Raw genomic sequence first — 17,546 nt, forward strand, 5'->3', positions numbered from 1 at the left:
TACGTGAGCCTCGTGGGCACCAGGCGGTGACTGCACACCCTCCTGTAACAGGGGGGTGTGGTCACTGTCCCCCCATGCAAGGGTGAGAGGCACCAACCATGACGAAGAACCGCACACTGCGGTACAGCAGCCGCACACTGGCGATGACGGCGACCGCGCTCGGGGTGATCGCGACGGCCGTCCCCGCGGCGGCCGAGGAACAGCCCACCGCGGAGCAGATCATGGCCGACTGCGCGTCCGGGGAAGGCAAGTGCACCTTCAACTCCCCACAAGTCGGCCGGGCTTACCTCGGTGAGCCGCACCAGGTCTCCGAACTCCTCTACAACTGCACCGACTCGGCCGCCGCCCAGTCGATGTCCTGGGCCGACACGGTGGGCTCCTCCCACTCGGTGGGCGGCTCGGTCACGGCGGGCGGAGGCATAGAAGGCATCATCACGGCCAGCGTGACCGCGACGTACAACTACACATGGCAGAGCTCGCACACCGAGACGAGTTCCTTCACCGTGAACGTGCGGCCCGGAGAAGTCGGCTGGATCTCCCGCGCCCAGGTGATGCAGCAGATCACGGGCACGTGGCAGACCCACTACGACGACCCGAAGTGGGGCCACTACTACTGGTTCGTCCCCGACGTGGTCACCGGCCCGGCCCCGAACGGCACGGACGGCAAGCACAGCGCGGTCGTGGTCAAGTCCCGCAAGATGACGGGCGAGGAAAAGAAGCTGTGCTCCACCGGCTCCACCCAGCACAAGCTCTTCACTCGGAGCTGAACCCGAGCGCGCTCCGGTCTCCGGCCGGTCCGGCCGGAGACCGGCCCGCAGGCCACTCGGATTGACGGATTCACCTTCACCTCCACCGGGCAGTGAGTCCAAGAATGTCATGAGCACGACTGCCTTTCCCCACAAGGAGGTCGATCATGTACGTCCGCACGCTGACCGGCGGCCTGGCCGCTGCTCTGGTGCTGTCCTTGTCCCTGACGGGTGGCCAGGCCACGGCCGCTCCCCCCGACGCCGAGGATGCCCCCCTGGCCGCCCGTGTCCTCCTCTACGACGCCGGCGGCTCCGCGGAGTTCAGGAGCGCGGTCGACCGGGGCGCGGCGATCTGGAACGAGAGTGTCGACGCCGTCGAGCTGCGGCCGGCCGCCGCCGGGCAGCGCGCGAACATACGGGTCCTCGCGGACAACGGCTGGCCGCGCGCCCTGCCCACCACCCTGGGCAACGGAACCGTCTACATCGGGCGCCAGGCCGTAGACCAGGGCTACGACACGATCCGTATCTCCGCCCACGAACTCGGGCACATCCTGGGCCTGCCCGACCGCAAGCCCGGACCGTGCTCGAGCCTGATGTCCGGTTCCAGCGCGGGCACCGCGTGCAGGAACCCGTATCCGAACGCGGCGGAGAAGACGGAGGTCGAGGGGAACTTCGCCGGCGTGCTCGTCGGGCGGGCCCCGGCCCCGGCGGCGCGTGCCGAGGTGATCGTGGACTGACACGGCAGGCGCCGGCTCGTCGATCAGTCGGATGAGTCAGCTGAGTCGGCCGATTCCGTCGAGTCGGTCGGCTCGCAGTCGCCGTTCGTCGCGGACCGCTCGATGTCGTCGTTGGCCGCAGCCCAGCTGGCCAGGAGGTTCAGGGCGTCCTGCGAGGGCGAGTCGGGCTCGGCGGTGTAGGCGAGGAGGAACTGGCTGGGGCCGTCCCCGAGCGGGAAGGTCTCGAAGGGCAGGTCGAGGTCGCCGACGACCGGATGGTGGAGAAGCTTCACGCCGGTGGTGTGGATGCGGACGTTGTGGGCGGCCCAGCTGTGCCGGAAGTCCTCGCTGCGGGTCGACAGTTCGCCGATCAGGTCCATCAGCCGGCGGTCGTGGAGATCGCGGCCGGCCTCGGCTCGCAGCATGGCGACCGTGTCGCCCGCGACCTTGTCCCACTCCCGGAAGAACTCGGTGGCCTGCGGGTCGAGGAAGACGAACCGGGCGTTGTTGGGCGGCCGTGCCGGGTCGGCGTAGACGGGGGAGAACAGGGCGCGCCCGAGGTGGTTGTCGGCCAGGATGTCCCCGCGTCCGCTGAGGACGAAGGCGGGTGTGCCGGTCATCGAGTCGAGGACGCGCTGCACCGCGGGCCTGACGCGCTGCTGGGCGGGGCGGCGGCGCGGCGGGCGGGTCGCGCCGGCTCCGCGCAGGAGATGGAGCAGGTGGATCCGTTCGGCTTCGTCGAGCTGCAGTGCCTGCGCGATGCCTTCGATGACGCTCTCGGAGACGCCGGTGGCGTTGCCGCGCTCCAGCCGGGTGTAGTACTCGCTGGAGATGCCCGCCAGGAGGGCGACCTCCTCGCGGCGCAGCCCGGTGACGCGTCGCCGCTCCCCGCCGTACGGGGGCAGTCCGGCCTGCTCGGGGGTGACCTTGGCCCGGCGCGTGCCGAGGAATTCCCGGATCTCTGCGCGGAAATCATCACGGACGTCGCGATTGGTGCCGGAAGGGTCTTTTCTGCCTGCCATGAGCTCCACTCTACGAGCGCTCGCGCCCGGCAGGGGGTCCCTCTCAGTGACCCCCTCATCAGGGACTCCCACACTCCCGTGACAGCCGGTTCTGTTGGTGCTGCACCGCCCACAGCGGTGTGAACAGCCCGGACATGCCGGCGCTCGTGCCCCTGAAAGGAACCCCCCATGAGCAAGGTCCTTCTCGTCACCGGTGCCGGACGCGGTCTGGGTACGGACATCGCCCGCGAGGCCCTCGCCGCCGGCCACCGGGTCGTCGCCACCGGCCGCCGCCCCGAGGAGGTCGAGAAGGCCCTGGGCGGCCCGCAGGACAACCTGCTGGTCACCAAGCTCGACGTCACGAGCCCTGAGGACGCCGAGGCCGCCGTTCAGGCCGCCGTCGACCGCTTCGGCCGCATCGACGTCCTGATCAACAACGCCGGGAATCTCTTCACCGGCTACTTCGAGGAGATCTCACCCGCGCAGATGCGCCGGCAGTTCGAGACGAACCTCTTCGGCCCGATGAACGTCACCCGCGCCGTCCTGCCCCGCATGCGGGCGCAGCGCGCCGGCCACGTCATCACGATCACCTCGACCGCCGGCCTGGTCGGCATGGAATTCACCTCCGCCTACGCCGCCTCCAAGTTCGCGGAGGAGGGCTGGATGGAGTCCCTGCGCTACGACGTCGAGCCGTACAACATCCACACCACGGTCGTGGAGCCCGGCTACTTCCGCACCGAACTCCTCGTGGACGGCTCCACCATCTGGCCCGAGCTGTCCGTCGACGACTACGCCCCGCGGACCGCCCCGAGGATCGAGGGCATGAAGAGCATGAACGGCCGGCAGCCCGGCGACCCCGCCAAGCTCGCCCGCGCGCTGCTCACCATCGTCCAGCAGGACGAGCCCCTGCCGCGCTTCGTCGCCGGCGCGGACGCCATCGAGGCGGTCGAGGCCAAGGCGAAGGAACTCCTCGCCCAGGCCGAGGCCTCCCGTGAACTGGGCGGCACGCTCGCCTACGACGACACCCACGCCTGAGCGACACGACCCGCACCCCGGCCGAGGCGGCAGGCCGCTCGAACGGGGCGCCGTACCACAGATGGAAGAGAGGCGACATGCCACTCCAAGGCGAGTACGAACCGAGCAAGGCACAGTTCGTACGTGACCAGGTGGAGCTGTACGAGAGCTCCGGCGGCACCGAAGGCACAACGCTGAGCGTCCTGGTCGCACGCGAGGAAGACGAGGAACTGCGGGACCTGCCCGTCGTCATCCTGACCACCTTGGGCGCGAAGACCGGCAAGATCCGCAAGACCCCGGTCATGCGGGTGGAGCACGACGGCTCCTACGCCGTGATCGCCTCCATGGCGGGAGCCCCCAAGCACCCGGTCTGGTACCACAACGCGGTGGCCGACCCCCGGGTCGAGCTGCAGGACGGCCCGGTACGCCGGGACATGCTGGCCCGCGAGGTGACCGGGGACGAGAAGGCCATCTGGTGGGCCCGAGCCGTCGAGGCGTTCCCGGACTACGCCGAGTACCAGAAGAAGACGGACCGTGAGATCCCGGTCCTCGTCCTGGAGCCCGCGGCTCAGGACCACTGACCCCATTTCTGTCTGACGACCCGACAAGGAACACCTGATGAAGCACGTATCACTGGGCGGGCTCGATGTCTCCCGCATCGGCCTGGGAGCCATGACCATGGCCGGCGTCTACACCACGGGCGAGGGGCTCGACGACGCCGAGTCCATCCGCGCCATCCACCGGGCCCTGGACCTCGGGGTCACCCACATCGACACCGCAGAGATCTACGGCCCCTTCCACAGCGAGAAACTCGTCGGCAAGGCCATCAAGGGCCGTCGCGACGACGTCGTGGTCGCGACGAAGTTCGGTCTCGTCTCCCACCACGGCGACGGCCCCGGCGTCATCGACAGCAGCCCCGCCAACGTGAGGGCCGCGGTCGAAGGCTCACTCATGCGCCTCGGCACCGACCACATCGACCTGTACTACCAGCACCGCGTCGACCCGGACACGCCCATCGAAGACACCATCGGCGCGCTGGCCGAGCTGGTCGCCGAGGGCAAGGTGCGCCACATCGGACTGTCGGAGGCCGGGCCCGAGACGATCCGCCGGGCACACGCCGTGCACCCGGTGGCCGCGCTGCAGACCGAATACTCTCTCTGGACCCGTGACGTCGAGGCCGAAATCCTCCCGCTGCTGCGTGAGCTCGGTATCGGGTTCGTTCCCTACTCGCCGCTCGGCCACGGCCTGCTCACCGGGCAGATCCGCACCGTCGACGACTTCGCCGACGACGACTGGCGCAAGACCAACCCGCGGTTCACCGGTGAGAACTTCCGGCGCAACCTGCGCATCGTCGACGAAGTGCAGGCCATCGGCGCGGAGATCGGCGCAACCCCGGCACAGACCGCGCTGGCGTGGCTGCTGACCCGCGGCGACGACATCGCCCCCATCCCCGGGACCCGGCGAGTCTCACGCGTCGAAGAGAACACCGCCGCCGACGGCATCGAACTCACCGCCGCTCAACTCGACCGCCTGAACAACCTCACGCCGGCCGCGGGCGAGCGCCACGACGAGGCGAACATGGCCACCATCGACCGCTGACCGTCAGTCGGCGAGGCTGGACGGTGTTACGGCAGGACCGGTGCCGCGAGGGTTTCGGGCTGGCCCGCGCGGCGCAGCGACGCGGCGACGAAGCCGTCGGCCTTGAGTTCCTCCACCAGCTCCCGGAGGAATCGTATGGTCTCGGGCCGCCGGGTCGTGGTGGTGCCGACGGCTTGGCGGATCTCCATGAACTCCTTCTCGATCAGCCGCACTTCGGGGTGCGCTTCGACGTAGGCGGTCATCGGCTGCCGGATGCCCGCGCCCGCCTCCAGGTGCTGCGCGGTGAAAGTGTCGATACCCTCTTTGCCGCGAACCACTGTGGCGTGGCGCAGGGTTCTGGTGAGGTACAGGTCGTAGGCGGAGCCGGCTTTCACGCCGATGCGGATGCCCGGCGCGTCGACGTCCTCGGGCGTGTGCAGGTCGGAGCCCTGGGGCACGGCGTACACGCCCTCGATGAGCACGTACGGCGCGGTGAAGGCGACCTCCGTCTCACGGGCGGGCTCGATCGCGAGGAAGCAGACATCGGCCCGTCCACCGGCCATCGCCTCGAACGAGGCGCGCGCGGCATCGAAGCAGAGGAATTCCACGGGCACACCGAGCCGGGCCGCGATCTCCCGGGCGAGATCGACAGTGATGCCGCTGGGTGCGTGCGGCGTCCCCTGGGCGAGGACGGGATTGCCGAGGTTAACGGAGGCGCGCAGGACACCGGTGGGCGCGAGATCGGCGGCGAGAGAGGGAAGGATCATGCCGCGAGTGTAGGTTCCTGGGCACGAAGTCTCCCCGAGGGCAGCGACCGGCCCTCAGCTTCGCTCACTCCAGCGGCGCGGACTCCAGGAAGCTGCGCATCTCGATGGCGAGGTTGCGCATGTCCTCTCCAGGAGAGTGATCGGTCGTCGCCTCGAAGCGCCAGTCGTCGTCGGGAAAACGGTCGTGCAGCCCCCACGTCAACCGGACACGGGATCCCACGTGCTCTGCCGACAGGGTCAGGTCACGTTCCAGAGAACGCCAGGTCCGGGGACCGTTCCACCCGCGGAACTCCTCCGCCAGCTCCGCCAGGAAGACGTCAAGTCCGTCACCGCTCCAGGTCCTCACCGAGACCTCGATCCGCACCGCTTCACTGTGCGCTGTCACGATGAAGTCGCGCATCGGATCGTCCCGCTCCTCCGGGAAGGAGCGGGACAGCCCGTGGAAGCACAGCTTGATCGCCTGCGGACTCTCCCCGCCCACGCGGACGGCCGGACTCGCCTCGCCTTCTTCCACCATGGGGGAAGGCTACGGTTGCTGAACCCCGGTCACCGTGGCGGGGGTCGACGTGCTGTCGCTGCACCTCGCGCCCGTCGTGCTGGGCGCCGGGACGTCACTGTTCACCGGCGGAGCGCCACGCACGCTGGTGCAGCGGAGCGTGACCCCGACATCGACCGCGACGCACCTGACCTACGACGTCCTATGACGGCATCGAAACCGTTGCGGCCGGTGGGGTCCATCGGCGGGTGCGCGGCACCGTGGTGGACATGCCGTAGTCCTTCTTGAGCTGGTCGGGGATGGCGTAGTGCATGACGCGTCCGCGGGTGAGGGAGGACAGCTCGAGGACGGTCGTCAGGTGGCCGAGGCGGTCCAGGGCCCAGGCACCGAGCGGTGAGCGGTCCTCGATGGTTTCGAGGACGCCGAGGAGGTGGGGTACGGCCTTGACGACGGTGTCCCACGGGGTCTGCGGCACGTGGAGCCAGTCGGCGCAGGTGTTGCCGATGAGGTGGCGGATGAGGGCGGAGACGATCGGGTCGAAGAAGGTGCCGGGCACGACCTCCTCGTAGAGGTCGATGAGCTGCCGGGTCAGGCGCGCGCCCTCCTCACAGGGCCCCATGTGCCGGACCATGTACAGGTCGAGGAAGCCGCGGGCCTCCGCGAGGGTTGTGGGGACGGCGTCCTGGTCGACGCCGAGCATGGCGCCGACGACGCGCCAGGCGTAGTAGTACGCTTCGGCGCCTTCCTGGGACATGTGGATGCCGAGGCGGTGCAGACTGTCCAGGACGAGCAGGGAGAAGAACATCTGCCCGCCGATCATGTCCTCCTGGCAGATCGGCGTTCCCAGAGCGGTGGTGTCCCACCGGTTCTCCCGTTCGAGATGGTGGCGGATGGAGGCGTGCAGAAGGCGCACCTTCTGCGCGGCGGGGAGGAAGCGGCCGCCGGCCTCGAAGGCGTCGGGCTGCATCAGGTAGACGGTGAACTGACCTGTCTCCGCCATTCGTTTGGAGGGGTAGTCCAGTCCGTGCGTGGCCGACAACAGCTTCGCCACGTGGGGGACGACGTAGCAGGCGGGCATGGAGGCGAAGGACAACGCGGTGGAGATGTGCACGTTGTTGTCGATGAAGAACAGCCGGGCCTTCTCCATCTCGGCCCAGTCCACCCAGGGCGGCGGGACGCGGGTGGCTTCCAGGTACTCCCGGGCGACATCGGGCAGCCCGTCGGGCAGGGGAGCGCCGGCGGTGGAGACGTAGCGCATCAGCGTGTTGAACACGCCTACCTGGCCGCGCTCGAAGAGTGCGGCGACGGCGGCGTCGGCGAGTTCGTCGCCGACGTGGCGCAGGGCGTCCATGGATGACTCGGTGTAGGTCACGGCGGGGCTCCTTGTCCCTTCGGGACCGGCGGCGGCCGACACCGACGGGCGGGCCGGCGGCCGGACATGGCGGTTGGCTGTGAAAGCCGGGGTGCGGAAGTTCAGGACAGACGGTCCGCTGCCGACTGCGCCAGTGCGGTCAGAGCGCTGGAGGCGAGCGCCGGTACGTCCAGTTCGTGGAGAGCGCCGAGTGCCTCACGGACGCGTGCGCCGATCATGTCCTCGATGCGATCGGGTGCCTTCAGCCGGCGCATCATCTCGCGCACCGTGTCCAGGGCATCCGCTTCCGCGCGGCGCCGGCCCAGCAGGACACGCAGCCGTTCGCGGTCTTCGTGATCGGCAAGACGCCAGGTCTCTGCCAGCAGGGCCGTGGGCCGGTGGCCGCGCACGTCGTCGGTGTTGGCCTTGCCGGTGCGTTCCGGATCTCCGAACAGGCCGAGCAGGTCGTCCCGCAGCTGGAACGCCTCGCCCAGCGGCAGCCCGTACGCGGAGTAGCCCTCGCGCAACTGCGCACCCGCCCCGGCCAGAGCGCCGCCGATCAGCAGGGGCTGCTCGACGGTGTACTTGGCGGTCTTGTAGCGGATCACCTTCAGTGACGCGGTGGTGTCCGGACCGGCTCCGGTGCGCAGGATCTCCAGGCATTCTCCCGCGATCAGCTCGCGTGCCATCACCGACCACAAGGGGCGGGCCCGGGCGAGGTAGGCGGCGGGCAGACCGCTGGTGGCGAACAACTGTCCGGCCAGCGCCATGAGCAGGTCTCCGACCAGCATCGCCAGCGACCTCGCCGCGGCGTCGGCGCGCGGTCGCCGCCGCACGGCACCGCGCAGGGCGATGTGCGCGGTGGGGCGACCGTGCCGCAGGGGGCTGTCGTCGATGAGATCGTCGTGCACGACCGCAGCGGCGTGCACCAGCTCCATGGACGCCGCGGCTCGTACCAGCGCGTCGCTGTCCGGCTGTCCCACCGCGCGCCAGCCCCAGTAGCAGAACGCCGCTCGCAGCCGTTTGCCGTCCGCGACCGTCTCCTCCAACTGCTCGGCCACCGGGGCCAGGAGCGGATCAATCGCGGCGAACTGGTCGGCCTCCCGGGCGGTGAACCGGTGCAGTACCGCGTCGACGCGGGACTTGAAAACGGCCGGCTCCCACCGGTCAGACGCCATCGGCGGCCCTCCGGACCTGGGCGTGCCGGGCAAGGATCTCCAGGTGGGCCGGGGGCGCGGACGCGTACCGGTCCAACGCCAGGCGCCCACGGGCCATCAGCTCGCTCTCGGCCTGCACCGCCAACTCTGCGGTATCCGAACGGCGCAGCAGCCCCCGCAGCGTCCCCATGACCGAACCCACCGTACTCACCGTTAGATCGGCCAGCCCGGCCACCAGCAGCACCGCCTGCTCGTCCAGGCCGTCGCGCCGTCCCGCCTCTCGCGTCATGCTGTTCCCCCCACTCACACAACATCCGGGCGGCGCCGGTCACGCGCCCTTCTCCCGAGCATTGGGCAGACCGGGCGCGAGAGCACAAGAACTCACGATCGAGGGATCACATCGCTCGACTGTACGGATCGCCGCGAAGCCGGATATCGGCCTGGCGGATGCAGCCGGTGTCTTGCTCAGGCGGCGGCGCGACCATCAGTCAGTGCCGGCGGGCGGTGACGGCCTGCCAGGCGCGTGCTGCGCCTCGATGAGCGCGGCGAACGCGCCTGTTCACCACGCCCTGGTCGCCGGCGAGAAGGGCGCCGGCTCATCGCCGCTCACCACGCCACCGTCGTCGCCCTTCCCGCCGACCGGGTCCGGCCCGCTGGTCAGCCGGTTCACCGGCGGAGCCGGGGCGCGAGGACCGTGCGCACGACCTTGGCCACCTTGCTCGCGGCGGATCCGTCCTCCTCTTCTTCGGATTCCGGTTCCAGCATCCGCTGGATCTGCAGCAGCAGTTGGTTGGTCGACCGCCAGAGCGGGACGAACAGGCCGGCGACCGGACCGACGCCGTGGATCGGGCCGTCGGACAGCTCGGTGACCTTCTTGGCGATCGCGACCGTTGCCGGGTCCCGAAGGATCACGTGCACCTCATCGTCGACCAGCCTGATCTCCATCTTGCGGGCGGCGGCTTCCTCCGGATTCGCGTCCGTGGTCGTCTCCGGATCCAGTTCGTCGATCTTGGCGGCGACCGCGTCCGGATCGACCCCGAGTTCGCGCAGCACCCTGGCCGCCATGCTGTTCTCCGCCCGCAGCATCGCCTCAAGCAGGTGATGGCTGCCGACCGGTGCGCCACCGGCCAGCGCGCTGGCGGCGGACACGGTGTCCTCGGTGGCAGGTGTGCCGGCCGGCCAGGGGCCGGCCGCGGCGTCCCGCGATCCGTCCAACGAGGCCAGCACCGCGGCGCGGATCTTGCTGATCGGATTGATCCGCTCGGCGAGCACCTGCGCGCCGACGCCCTCACCTTCCCGGACCAGGGCGAGCAGGATGTGTTCCGTGCCGATGGAGTTGTGGTGCAGCTGCTGCGCCTCGCGCAGGGCGAGTTCCAGCGTCTTCTTCGCGCGCGGCGCGAACGGGATATGGCCGCTCAGCTCCTCCGTACCGGGCTTGACCACGGCGGTGATGTCGGCCTGCGCCGTCTCCTTGTCGTACCCGAGCTCGTGCAGGACCTTCGCCGCCGTGCTGTCCGGCACGTCGAGCAGGCCCAGCAGGAGGTGCTCCGTGCCGATGTGGTGGTGCTTGAGCAGCCTCGCCTGCTCCTGGGCCGTGACGACCACGCGACGGGCTTTCACTGTGAACCTTTCAAAAGTCATGGTTCCATGGTCTCAACCCTGTCAATACACTGTCATTGACAGGGTCACCGTGGTGAAGGGAGGGTGTGATGGAGACACCGTCGGACTGGGAGGACCGGCTCGCGCGCTGGCAGAACGAGCTGGAGCTGTTCGAGCAGCTGGACGAGACGCCCTGGGTCACGCTCGCCAAGGCGGAAGCCGAGACCGGGGTTTCCCGCTCGGCCCTGCGGTCCTGGTACCGCAACGGCGAGATCCAGTCCCGGCTGGTGGACGGACCGAACGGGCCGCAGCGCCTGGTCCAGCTGGACGCGGTGATCGAGCGCGCCGCCGCGTCACCGCGCATTCAACGCAGGGCGGAACGCGAAGTCAGCCTGGAAGCCCAGGTCACCCTGCTACGGCACCGCGTTGACCAACTCGAACTGCGGCTGGCGGCGTTGGAGCGGAAGTCACCGGCGTGAGCAGCCCGGCTCGTCGCCGGACGAGCTCGCAGGTCGTTCAGGGCCTGCGGCCGTTGAAGGTGCGGCGCAGGTCGCTCACCCAGGCCTCGGGGTTCTCCCAGGGGATGAAGTGGCCGCCGGGGTCGTGCGCGTTGACGTTGATGTGGCAATGGAGTTGTTCACCCAGTAGATCGTGGCGTGGGGGTGAGCAGGTCGCCCTTGGAGAAGACGGATTCGAGGTCGCCGCCGTTGTCGCTCCAGGCGTTCCAGAGGTGCCCAGAACGTGCCTGCTGGGATCGAGACCCCGCAACGCGATCAGGGCGTGGACGGCGAAAGCCGCGTAGCCGACGGAGGTGGCGACCATGCCGGAATACCTGCGCGGACGCGGATCGTTGATCATCCAGGCACCGGTCTGACGACGGAGCCAAAGAGTTGCATCGAGAGATCGGAGCATCCGGCGTGGACGTCTTCATCATCGGCATCACCGGCGGTATCGGTGGCCTGCTCGCGCAGAAACTGCGCACTCGGGGAGACGCCGTCCACGGGCTCGTTCGCCGGGACGACCAGCAGGCTGAACTCGCAACGCAGGGCGTGAACACACGAGTCGGCGACCTCTCCAGCATGACTGCGGAAGAACTGGCGGCAGCATTCGGTGACGTCGACGTGATCGTCTTCAGTGCCGGATCGAATGGCGGCAGCAGGGAGGTCACGACGGCTGTCGACGGCGATGGGGTCGTCAAAGCGATCAAGGCGGCACAACTCGCCGGTGTGGAACGCTTTGCGCTGGTGTCGGTGCTCCCGGAATCATGGCGCGAGCGCAACCTCGGCGAGGAGGTCGAGTACTACTTCGCCGTGAAGAAGGGCGCGGACGTCGCGCTCAGCCGCACCGATCTGAATTGGCTGATCCTGCGTCCATCACTCCTTCTCGACGGTCCGGGAACCGGCACAGTTTCCCTCGGGCCGGCAGAGCTCCACGGTGAGATCACTCGCGACGACGTCGCCGCCACCCTCGCTGAACTGCTCCATGAGCCCCGGATCGGCCGGCAGATCCTCGAACTCAACACGGGGCCGACACCCATCGAAGAGGCGGTCCGAGCGAACGTCCGCTCTTGACCCGTCTCGCACCGGGCCGAGCAGGCCAGTGAGGCCTTCCGCCTGCCAGTCCACCATGACACCGAGGAAGTCCACGCCCGCCCGCAGCGCCCCGGCCCGGCCCGGCGGCCTGTGGTGGCCGGCCGGGTCAGACGATCTTGAGAGTGGTGCCGCCGTTTTCGAGTGCGGTGGTTTCGCTCGCGGGCGCGGTGGTGTCGGTGACGAGGATGTGCGCCAGGGTGGACGGGCCGACGTAGGCGTGGGTGGTGCGGCCGAGTTTGCTGCCGTCGGCAGCGGCGATGATGCGGCGTGCCGAGGCGATGACCGCCTTCTTCACCGCTGCTTCGTCGAGGTCGTAGGCGGTCATGCCGTCGCCGGCGGTCAAGCCGCAACAGCCCAGGACGGCGGTGTCGAAGCGCAGCGCCGACAGCGAGGCGAGGGTGAGGGGCCCGGCGAGGGCTCCCTCGCCCGCGCGGGGCCGCCCCCCGGGGACCAGGAGTGAGGTCGGTTCGGGGGCGTCACTGAGGATGCCGATCGCCTGCAGTGACAGGGGCATGACCGTGACCTGCCGTCCGTGCAGCAGGCGTGCGACTTCCAGACACGTCGTGCCGCTGTCGAGCAGGACGGTTTCGCCGTCGGTGATGAGTGAGGCCACCTCCGCCGCGATCCGGCGCTTGGCTTCCATGGCTTGGTGGGCGCGCAGTGCGAAGGGAGGTTCGTCTCCTCGCAGGAGCAGGGTGCGCGCGCCGCCGCGGAACCGTTCGAGGACGCCTTGCGCTGCCAAGTGGTCCAGATCGCGACGGATGGTCATCTCCGAGGCACCTGTCAGGTCGGCGAGTTCGCTGACTGTGGCCGTTCCTGCCTCCTGGACGGCCTGGGCGATCAGTCGGTGACGCTCACTGGTGCTCATACCGCGATTCAACACCACTCGCACCGAACAGTGAGACTGTTTGAAGCGCGCTGTTTCGAACAGACATACTGTTCGTTATGGTGTCCGCATGGAACCAGTGCTGCGCGCATCACGCGTTGTGACGTTTGTCTATTTTGTACTCAATGGCACTTTGCTGGGCATGTGGGTGGTGCAGATCCCGGCGATCGAGGAACGCGTGGGCATCAGCCACGCGGCCCTGGGCGGGTTCCTTGTGCTGTTGGGGGCCGGCGCCTTCGCCGGCATGCAGGTCGGCGGGCGTCTGTCCGACCGGCTCGGCACACGCACCGTCGTTCCCCTGGCCGGAGTGCTGTGCAGCGCGACCCTGGCACTGCCCGGTCTCGCCCAGGAACCGTGGGCCCTGGCAGTGGCCCTCCTGCTCTTCGGGTTCGGAAACGGCACCCTCGACGTCGGCATGAACGCGCATGCCGTGCAGGTGGAGAAGGCGTACGAGCGGCCTGTCATGTCGGCCTTCCACGCCACGTTCTCCGTCGGTGGTGTCCTGGCCGCGCTCGCCGGTGCCGCGGCGATCGACATCGGCTGGGACCCGGCCACGACACTGGGCGCCGCCGCAGGCGTCGGCGTCATCATCGCCCTGGTGTCAGCTCGCGGCCTCCTGCCCACCGTGTCGACCGCCCCCGTGGCCAATGCCGAGGATGAGCCTGCGACGAAGAAGCGCGCTGTTCCCACCCGGATCTGGCTCCTGGCCGTCCTGGCTCTGCTGGTCATGCTGTGCGAGGGAGCCGCCAACGACTGGAGCGTCCTCCACCTCAAGTCCGTCCTGGACGCGCCGGAGAGCACCGCCGCCTTCGCCTATGGGACCTACGCGGCCACCATGACCATCGGCAGGCTCCTGGCTGACCGGGTGGCCGCGCGGTTCGGGCCGGTCGCCGTCCTGCGGTACGGCGCGGCTCTGGCCGCCGTCGGCATCACGGTCGTGGCCCTCTCGCCCTGGGTAGGGGCGGCGCTGACCGGCTGGGCGCTGTTCGGCCTGGGCCTCTCCGGTTGCATCCCGCAACTGTTCAGCGCCGCCGGACACGCCGACCCCACAGCGGCGGGCGCCAACGTCTCCCGGGTCGCCGGACTCGGCTACATCGGCATGCTCGCAGGCCCCGCCGTCATCGGCTGGATGACTCATCTCATGGCGCTCAATCACACGTTCCTGCTGCTTACGCTGTTCTGCGCGACCGCCGCCGCGGCGGCCGCCATCCTGCGGCCCTCTCCGAACCGGTCGCGTGCGGTCGAGCTGACCTCCTGACGAACCGCACCCTCCTCGATGGTGCCGTGGATGCAAGGCAGTCATGAATGTTGACCTCGACGGCAGTGTTGCGCCCCACACGCAAGGGGCTGGCTGTCGCAACGACGTCCGCTCCTCCGTGGAGGCCACCGCCCACCGTGGAAAGAGAGATCGTGCGGCAGCGTGGTGCGAACGCCGACTGGCGAGATCTCGTCGAACACGACTCCGAGCGTCCTGGCGTACGGCGCGAGCGCGTGGACCGTCCGTTTCGCGCTCCCGGGCCGGAACGGCGACCGGATGGCCAGGGCCTTCGGTGACCTTCCACGGCACGACGCGCTGGCTGCTGGGGATGAGGCTCACTCATTCTCGGCGCGCCGGCGGGCGGCGAGGATCGCGACGTCGTCCTCGTAGGCACCGTTCGCGAGGCGCGTCAGGAGTGTGTCGAGCATGTCGTCCAGAGGGCCGTCGGCCGGCAAACTCAGCGTTTCGAGTGCTTGCACCGAGACGTCGATGTCAGTGCCGCGGCGTTCCACCAGTCCGTCGGTGTAGAGCAGCAGGGTGGTGCCGTGTTCCATTCGCACGGTGAACGATTCGTAGCCACCGAGACCGGTGCCGATGGGCGGGCCGGCCGGGGGCCACAGGACCTCGACGCTGCCGCCTGGCCGCAGGACGGCCGGTGGCAGGTGCCCGGCACTGGCCACTGTGCAGGTGCCCGCCCGGGGATCCATGACCGCGAGAAGACAGGTGGCTAGGCGGTCAAGGCCGAGCTGTGTGACCTGGCGGTCGAACTCGCCGAGGATCTTGTCGACACTCATGCCCGAAGCGGCAAGGGTGCGCAGCAAGGAGCGGTACTGGCTCATGGCGACAGCGGCCTGGAAGCCGTGGCCCATCACATCGCCCATGACCAGCAAGGTGCGGGATTCCGCCAGGGGGATCGAGTCGTACCAGTCCCCGCCGACGAGGACGCTGTGGCCGGCCGGGAGGTAGCGGGCGGCCACTTCCACGGCGGGGTGAGGGGTGCTGGGTTCGGACAGCAGGGCCCGCTGGAGTTCCAGCGCCATGGTGTGTTCGTAGCTGTAACGGCGCGCGCTGTCGATGGAGACGGCGGCTCGGTCGGCCAGCGCCTGGATGGTCCCGAGGTCGTCGTCGTTGAAGGGCTGCGATTCCCCGGCCCGCCCCAGAAGGATGACGCCGACCGGGCGGCCTCTCGCGATCAGGGGGGCGATGAGAAACGAGTGGATGCCCGCCGCGCGGAAGAGCTTGGTTCGTTCGGGATCCACGGTCACCTTCTGGAACAGCTCGTCCGAGGCCAGGTTGCCCCGCCACGGCCGCCCGCTGTCCAGGCAATGCCGGGTGGCCACGCCCCGGGGAACGTCGACGTACGGTCCCGGCCCGCCCATCTGGCGCAGCAGCCATTCCATCCCAGGGGGCGCTGAACCCCTCGTCTTGCGCAGCCGCAGGAAACCGGGAGGAGGCGGGGGAGCACCGGTGAACTCCTCTTCGACGATTCCCACCGCGGCCATGTCGGCCAGCGAGGGGGCCAGGAGGTCGACGAGCTCCTGGCAGGTGGTTTCGATGTCGAGGGTGGTGCCGACGCGCGTGGCCGCGGCATCCAGCAGGGCAAGCCGCTGATGCGCGGTCTCCAGGTCGTCCAGATAGCGGCGCAGGTTACTGATCTCCACGCCGATGCCGCACAGACACGCTTCCCCTCCCGGCAGATCCACCCGGTGATAGACCGCGCGCCAGAGCCTTTGCCCCAGCGGCGAGGAGACCCCTGTCGTTCCTGAGACGGTTGCCTCCCGAGGTTGCCCGTCCGTGAGTACCTCGCACAGGACGTCGTCCGGGCTCTGGAGGTCCGGCAGCACTTCCCCGAGCGTCCGCCCCAGGAACGCGGTGGCGGGCATGCCACTGGCTCTCACCCATGCAGGGTTGACGTACAGATGACGCAGCTGCGCGTCGAGAACGACGATGGGGGCCAAGGTCCCCTCCACGAGCTGACGCGCCGGAAAGCCATCGCCTTCCGGAAAGTGCCACTGTGGCATGGGACCCTCACCGTTCACAGGTTCCCTCGCACGCTCCGCTCAGGCGCGGATACGGTCCTGAGCGCGTCCGCGTGAGGCCGCTCGCTCGACGCATCGTGCGAAATGCGCTGCGGTAGAGGGTCGACGTTGCTCATGCGGGAAGCGTGCGCCGAAGGCAGCTCCTGCGCACATGCCGGATGCCGAACGGGCTACAAAGCCGCTCTGCCATGTTCTGCCCCTGGCCCCAAAGCGGCTGCCGACCGGGACGGATCATCGACCGGTGTTCGGAACCAACCTGCGAACACGTCCCGAACGGACGCTCCCATCATGCCCCGGCGTTCGGAACGCGTTCGGAATGTGTCGGAGCGCCGTTCCAGCGTTGAACCAGTGCTCACCCCACCCCAGACTCGTCACCGTTCATCCCGCCCGCTCACCGGGTCGGGTCCGGACCCCCTCGCCTCCCTGCCGGGGGCAACTCCCTCCGGGACACGAGGGGCTGTCGAAGAACGAGGAGTGGTCATGCTCAACAGGCTCGGAAACCTCGGCACCTCCCTGCTGGAGAGGTTCCTCCCCTCCGCTGACGCGGACGCGCTCCAGTGCATCGTGCGCTGCAACGCGGAGGGCTTCTACCAGGACTGGTGCTGCAACGACAAGGGCAAGAACTGCCGCTGGTGGGGCGAACCGTCGATCAGCCCCTGCTGACGGCGGAGCACCGGTGACCGGGGGGGGCGTACCGCCCGGTGTGCCCTCCCTCCTGTGCACGACGGGGCTCGGTGCACGACGGAGCCCCGGCCAGCGGGCCCCGGGCCCTGAGAGAGGCGGCCATGAACTACTTCGCTCACGGCGTGCGCGCGCTGCTGACCGCCGTGTTCCTCATCGCCGTGGTCGGCAAGGTCGGCAGAGCCGGGGCGTTCTCCGCCTTCGCCGACTCGCTGCGGCCCCTCGCCGCGCTGTCCGCGCCGGCCGTGCGGACGGTGGCCCTCGCCGTGGTCGCGCTGGAGGGCGCCGTCTGCCTCGCGCTCATCCTGCCGTACACCCCGGCGACACGGGCGGGTTTGCCGGCGGCCACCGCGCTCCTTGCGGTGTTCACCGTGGTCATCGCCCGGGCGGTGGGCAGGGGAACCACCGTCCGCTGCCGGTGCTTCGGCCGCTCGACCGCGCCCCTGGGGCGGGCGCACGTCGTACGGAACGGGCTGCTGGCGTCCGTCGCCGGAGCGGGCGCGGCGGCGGCGATGGTGACCGACCCGGCCGGTGGACCGGACCCCGGGATGGTCGCGGTGGCGTGGTGCGCGGGCGCGGTTGCCGGCGGCCTGGTCACCGTGGCGGAGGACCTGGTGAGTCTGTTCCGGCCCGTTACCCCTTCCATGACTGAGTGACCGAGAGGT

Annotated in this window: 19 protein-coding genes and 2 pseudogenes; 11 read left to right on the forward strand and 10 right to left on the reverse strand. The window is 69.4% G+C overall.

The window, feature by feature from the left end; all coding sequences use genetic code 11:
* The first annotated feature begins 98 nt into the window (after nucleotides 1–98).
* Both QF034_RS40560 and QF034_RS40565 read left to right on the forward strand, forming a co-directional pair.
* On the forward strand, nucleotides 99–767 hold the full coding sequence (locus QF034_RS40560) for a hypothetical protein (protein ID WP_307179643.1): 669 nt from the start codon (nucleotides 99–101) through the stop codon (nucleotides 765–767).
* A 146-nt stretch (nucleotides 768–913) separates the two neighbouring features.
* Nucleotides 914–1,483 carry a snapalysin family zinc-dependent metalloprotease gene (locus tag QF034_RS40565; RefSeq protein WP_307179644.1) on the forward strand — a complete coding sequence of 190 codons (570 nt, stop codon included), beginning with the start codon at nucleotides 914–916 and terminating at the stop codon, nucleotides 1,481–1,483.
* Between the two features lie 23 nt (nucleotides 1,484–1,506).
* Here the strand turns inward: QF034_RS40565 and QF034_RS40570 are convergent, their stop codons facing one another.
* Nucleotides 1,507–2,484: a helix-turn-helix domain-containing protein gene (locus QF034_RS40570; RefSeq protein WP_307179645.1), complete on the reverse strand. Its 978-nt coding sequence runs from the start codon at nucleotides 2,482–2,484 to the stop codon at nucleotides 1,507–1,509.
* A 168-nt stretch (nucleotides 2,485–2,652) separates the two neighbouring features.
* Here QF034_RS40570 and QF034_RS40575 point away from each other — a divergent pair, with 168 nt between their 5' ends.
* From QF034_RS40575 to QF034_RS40585, 3 genes are all read left to right on the forward strand, one after another.
* A complete protein-coding gene (locus QF034_RS40575) occupies nucleotides 2,653–3,498 on the forward strand; it encodes an SDR family oxidoreductase (protein ID WP_307179646.1) in 846 nt (281 codons plus the stop codon).
* A 77-nt stretch (nucleotides 3,499–3,575) separates the two neighbouring features.
* The gene (locus QF034_RS40580; RefSeq protein ID WP_307179647.1) at nucleotides 3,576–4,058 is read left to right on the forward strand and encodes a nitroreductase family deazaflavin-dependent oxidoreductase; all 483 of its coding nucleotides are present in this window, start codon (nucleotides 3,576–3,578) and stop codon (nucleotides 4,056–4,058) included.
* Nucleotides 4,059–4,095: 37 nt separating this feature from the next.
* Entirely contained in the window at nucleotides 4,096–5,076 is a 981-nt protein-coding gene (locus tag QF034_RS40585; RefSeq protein ID WP_307179648.1) for an aldo/keto reductase, read from the forward strand.
* Between the two features lie 26 nt (nucleotides 5,077–5,102).
* Here QF034_RS40585 and QF034_RS40590 read toward each other — a convergent pair whose 3' ends face one another.
* Nucleotides 5,103–5,822, reverse strand: a complete 720-nt coding sequence (locus QF034_RS40590) for a transporter substrate-binding domain-containing protein (RefSeq protein ID WP_307179649.1) — start codon at nucleotides 5,820–5,822, stop codon at nucleotides 5,103–5,105.
* Between the two features lie 64 nt (nucleotides 5,823–5,886).
* Nucleotides 5,887–6,339 carry a DUF6228 family protein gene (locus QF034_RS40595; protein WP_307179650.1) on the reverse strand — a complete coding sequence of 151 codons (453 nt, stop codon included), beginning with the start codon at nucleotides 6,337–6,339 and terminating at the stop codon, nucleotides 5,887–5,889.
* A 43-nt stretch (nucleotides 6,340–6,382) separates the two neighbouring features.
* Here QF034_RS40595 and QF034_RS40600 point away from each other — a divergent pair.
* Nucleotides 6,383–6,526 (forward strand): annotated as a pseudogene (locus QF034_RS40600) (dihydrofolate reductase family protein); the annotation flags it as partial.
* On the opposite strand, the gene QF034_RS40605 reads toward QF034_RS40600, so the two are convergent.
* The 4 genes from QF034_RS40605 to QF034_RS40620 form a co-directional block, all read right to left on the reverse strand.
* A complete protein-coding gene (locus tag QF034_RS40605; protein ID WP_307179651.1) occupies nucleotides 6,521–7,690 on the reverse strand; it encodes an oxygenase MpaB family protein in 1,170 nt (389 codons plus the stop codon). The pseudogene QF034_RS40600 and the gene QF034_RS40605 overlap by 6 nt on opposite strands.
* A 101-nt stretch (nucleotides 7,691–7,791) precedes the next feature.
* Nucleotides 7,792–8,847: a polyprenyl synthetase family protein gene (locus QF034_RS40610; protein WP_307179652.1), complete on the reverse strand. Its 1,056-nt coding sequence runs from the start codon at nucleotides 8,845–8,847 to the stop codon at nucleotides 7,792–7,794.
* Nucleotides 8,837–9,115: a polyprenyl synthetase gene (locus QF034_RS40615; protein ID WP_307179653.1), complete on the reverse strand. Its 279-nt coding sequence runs from the start codon at nucleotides 9,113–9,115 to the stop codon at nucleotides 8,837–8,839. The genes QF034_RS40610 and QF034_RS40615 overlap by 11 nt, the downstream gene beginning before the upstream one ends.
* Nucleotides 9,116–9,492: 377 nt before the next feature.
* Nucleotides 9,493–10,467 (reverse strand): Clp protease N-terminal domain-containing protein, encoded by a 975-nt coding sequence (locus tag QF034_RS40620; protein ID WP_307179654.1) that lies wholly within the window; start codon nucleotides 10,465–10,467, stop codon nucleotides 9,493–9,495.
* Between the two features lie 68 nt (nucleotides 10,468–10,535).
* On the opposite strand from QF034_RS40620, the gene QF034_RS40625 reads away from it, so the two are divergent.
* Nucleotides 10,536–10,904, forward strand: a complete 369-nt coding sequence (locus tag QF034_RS40625; protein WP_307179655.1) for an excisionase — start codon at nucleotides 10,536–10,538, stop codon at nucleotides 10,902–10,904.
* Between the two features lie 37 nt (nucleotides 10,905–10,941).
* On the opposite strand, the pseudogene QF034_RS40630 reads toward QF034_RS40625, so the two are convergent.
* Nucleotides 10,942–11,152 (reverse strand): annotated as a pseudogene (locus QF034_RS40630) (epoxide hydrolase); the annotation flags it as partial.
* A gap of 190 nt (nucleotides 11,153–11,342) precedes the next feature.
* Between QF034_RS40630 and QF034_RS40635 the strand changes: the two are divergent.
* Nucleotides 11,343–11,996, forward strand: coding sequence for an NAD(P)H-binding protein (locus tag QF034_RS40635; RefSeq protein WP_307179656.1), 654 nt, complete (start codon nucleotides 11,343–11,345; stop codon nucleotides 11,994–11,996).
* 127 nt (nucleotides 11,997–12,123) lie between these two features.
* Here the strand turns inward: QF034_RS40635 and QF034_RS40640 are convergent, their stop codons facing one another.
* Nucleotides 12,124–12,885, reverse strand: coding sequence for a DeoR/GlpR family DNA-binding transcription regulator (locus QF034_RS40640; RefSeq protein ID WP_307179657.1), 762 nt, complete (start codon nucleotides 12,883–12,885; stop codon nucleotides 12,124–12,126).
* 88 nt (nucleotides 12,886–12,973) lie between these two features.
* Here QF034_RS40640 and QF034_RS40645 point away from each other — a divergent pair, with 88 nt between their 5' ends.
* A complete protein-coding gene (locus QF034_RS40645) occupies nucleotides 12,974–14,161 on the forward strand; it encodes an MFS transporter (protein WP_307179658.1) in 1,188 nt (395 codons plus the stop codon).
* Between the two features lie 335 nt (nucleotides 14,162–14,496).
* On the opposite strand, the gene QF034_RS40650 is transcribed toward QF034_RS40645, so the two are convergent.
* Complete coding sequence (locus QF034_RS40650; protein ID WP_307179659.1) at nucleotides 14,497–16,182, reverse strand: SpoIIE family protein phosphatase; 1,686 nt, start codon at nucleotides 16,180–16,182, stop codon at nucleotides 14,497–14,499.
* A 498-nt stretch (nucleotides 16,183–16,680) separates the two neighbouring features.
* Here QF034_RS40650 and QF034_RS40655 point away from each other — a divergent pair, with 498 nt between their 5' ends.
* Both QF034_RS40655 and QF034_RS40660 read left to right on the forward strand, forming a co-directional pair.
* Complete coding sequence (locus QF034_RS40655; protein WP_307179660.1) at nucleotides 16,681–16,863, forward strand: hypothetical protein; 183 nt, start codon at nucleotides 16,681–16,683, stop codon at nucleotides 16,861–16,863.
* A gap of 122 nt (nucleotides 16,864–16,985) precedes the next feature.
* A complete protein-coding gene (locus QF034_RS40660) occupies nucleotides 16,986–17,537 on the forward strand; it encodes a MauE/DoxX family redox-associated membrane protein (protein ID WP_307179661.1) in 552 nt (183 codons plus the stop codon).
* Nucleotides 17,538–17,546 lie beyond the last annotated feature (9 nt).

Origin of the sequence: Streptomyces africanus (assembly GCF_030816955.1) — a bacterium.
GTDB lineage: Bacteria > Actinomycetota > Actinomycetes > Streptomycetales > Streptomycetaceae > Streptomyces > Streptomyces africanus.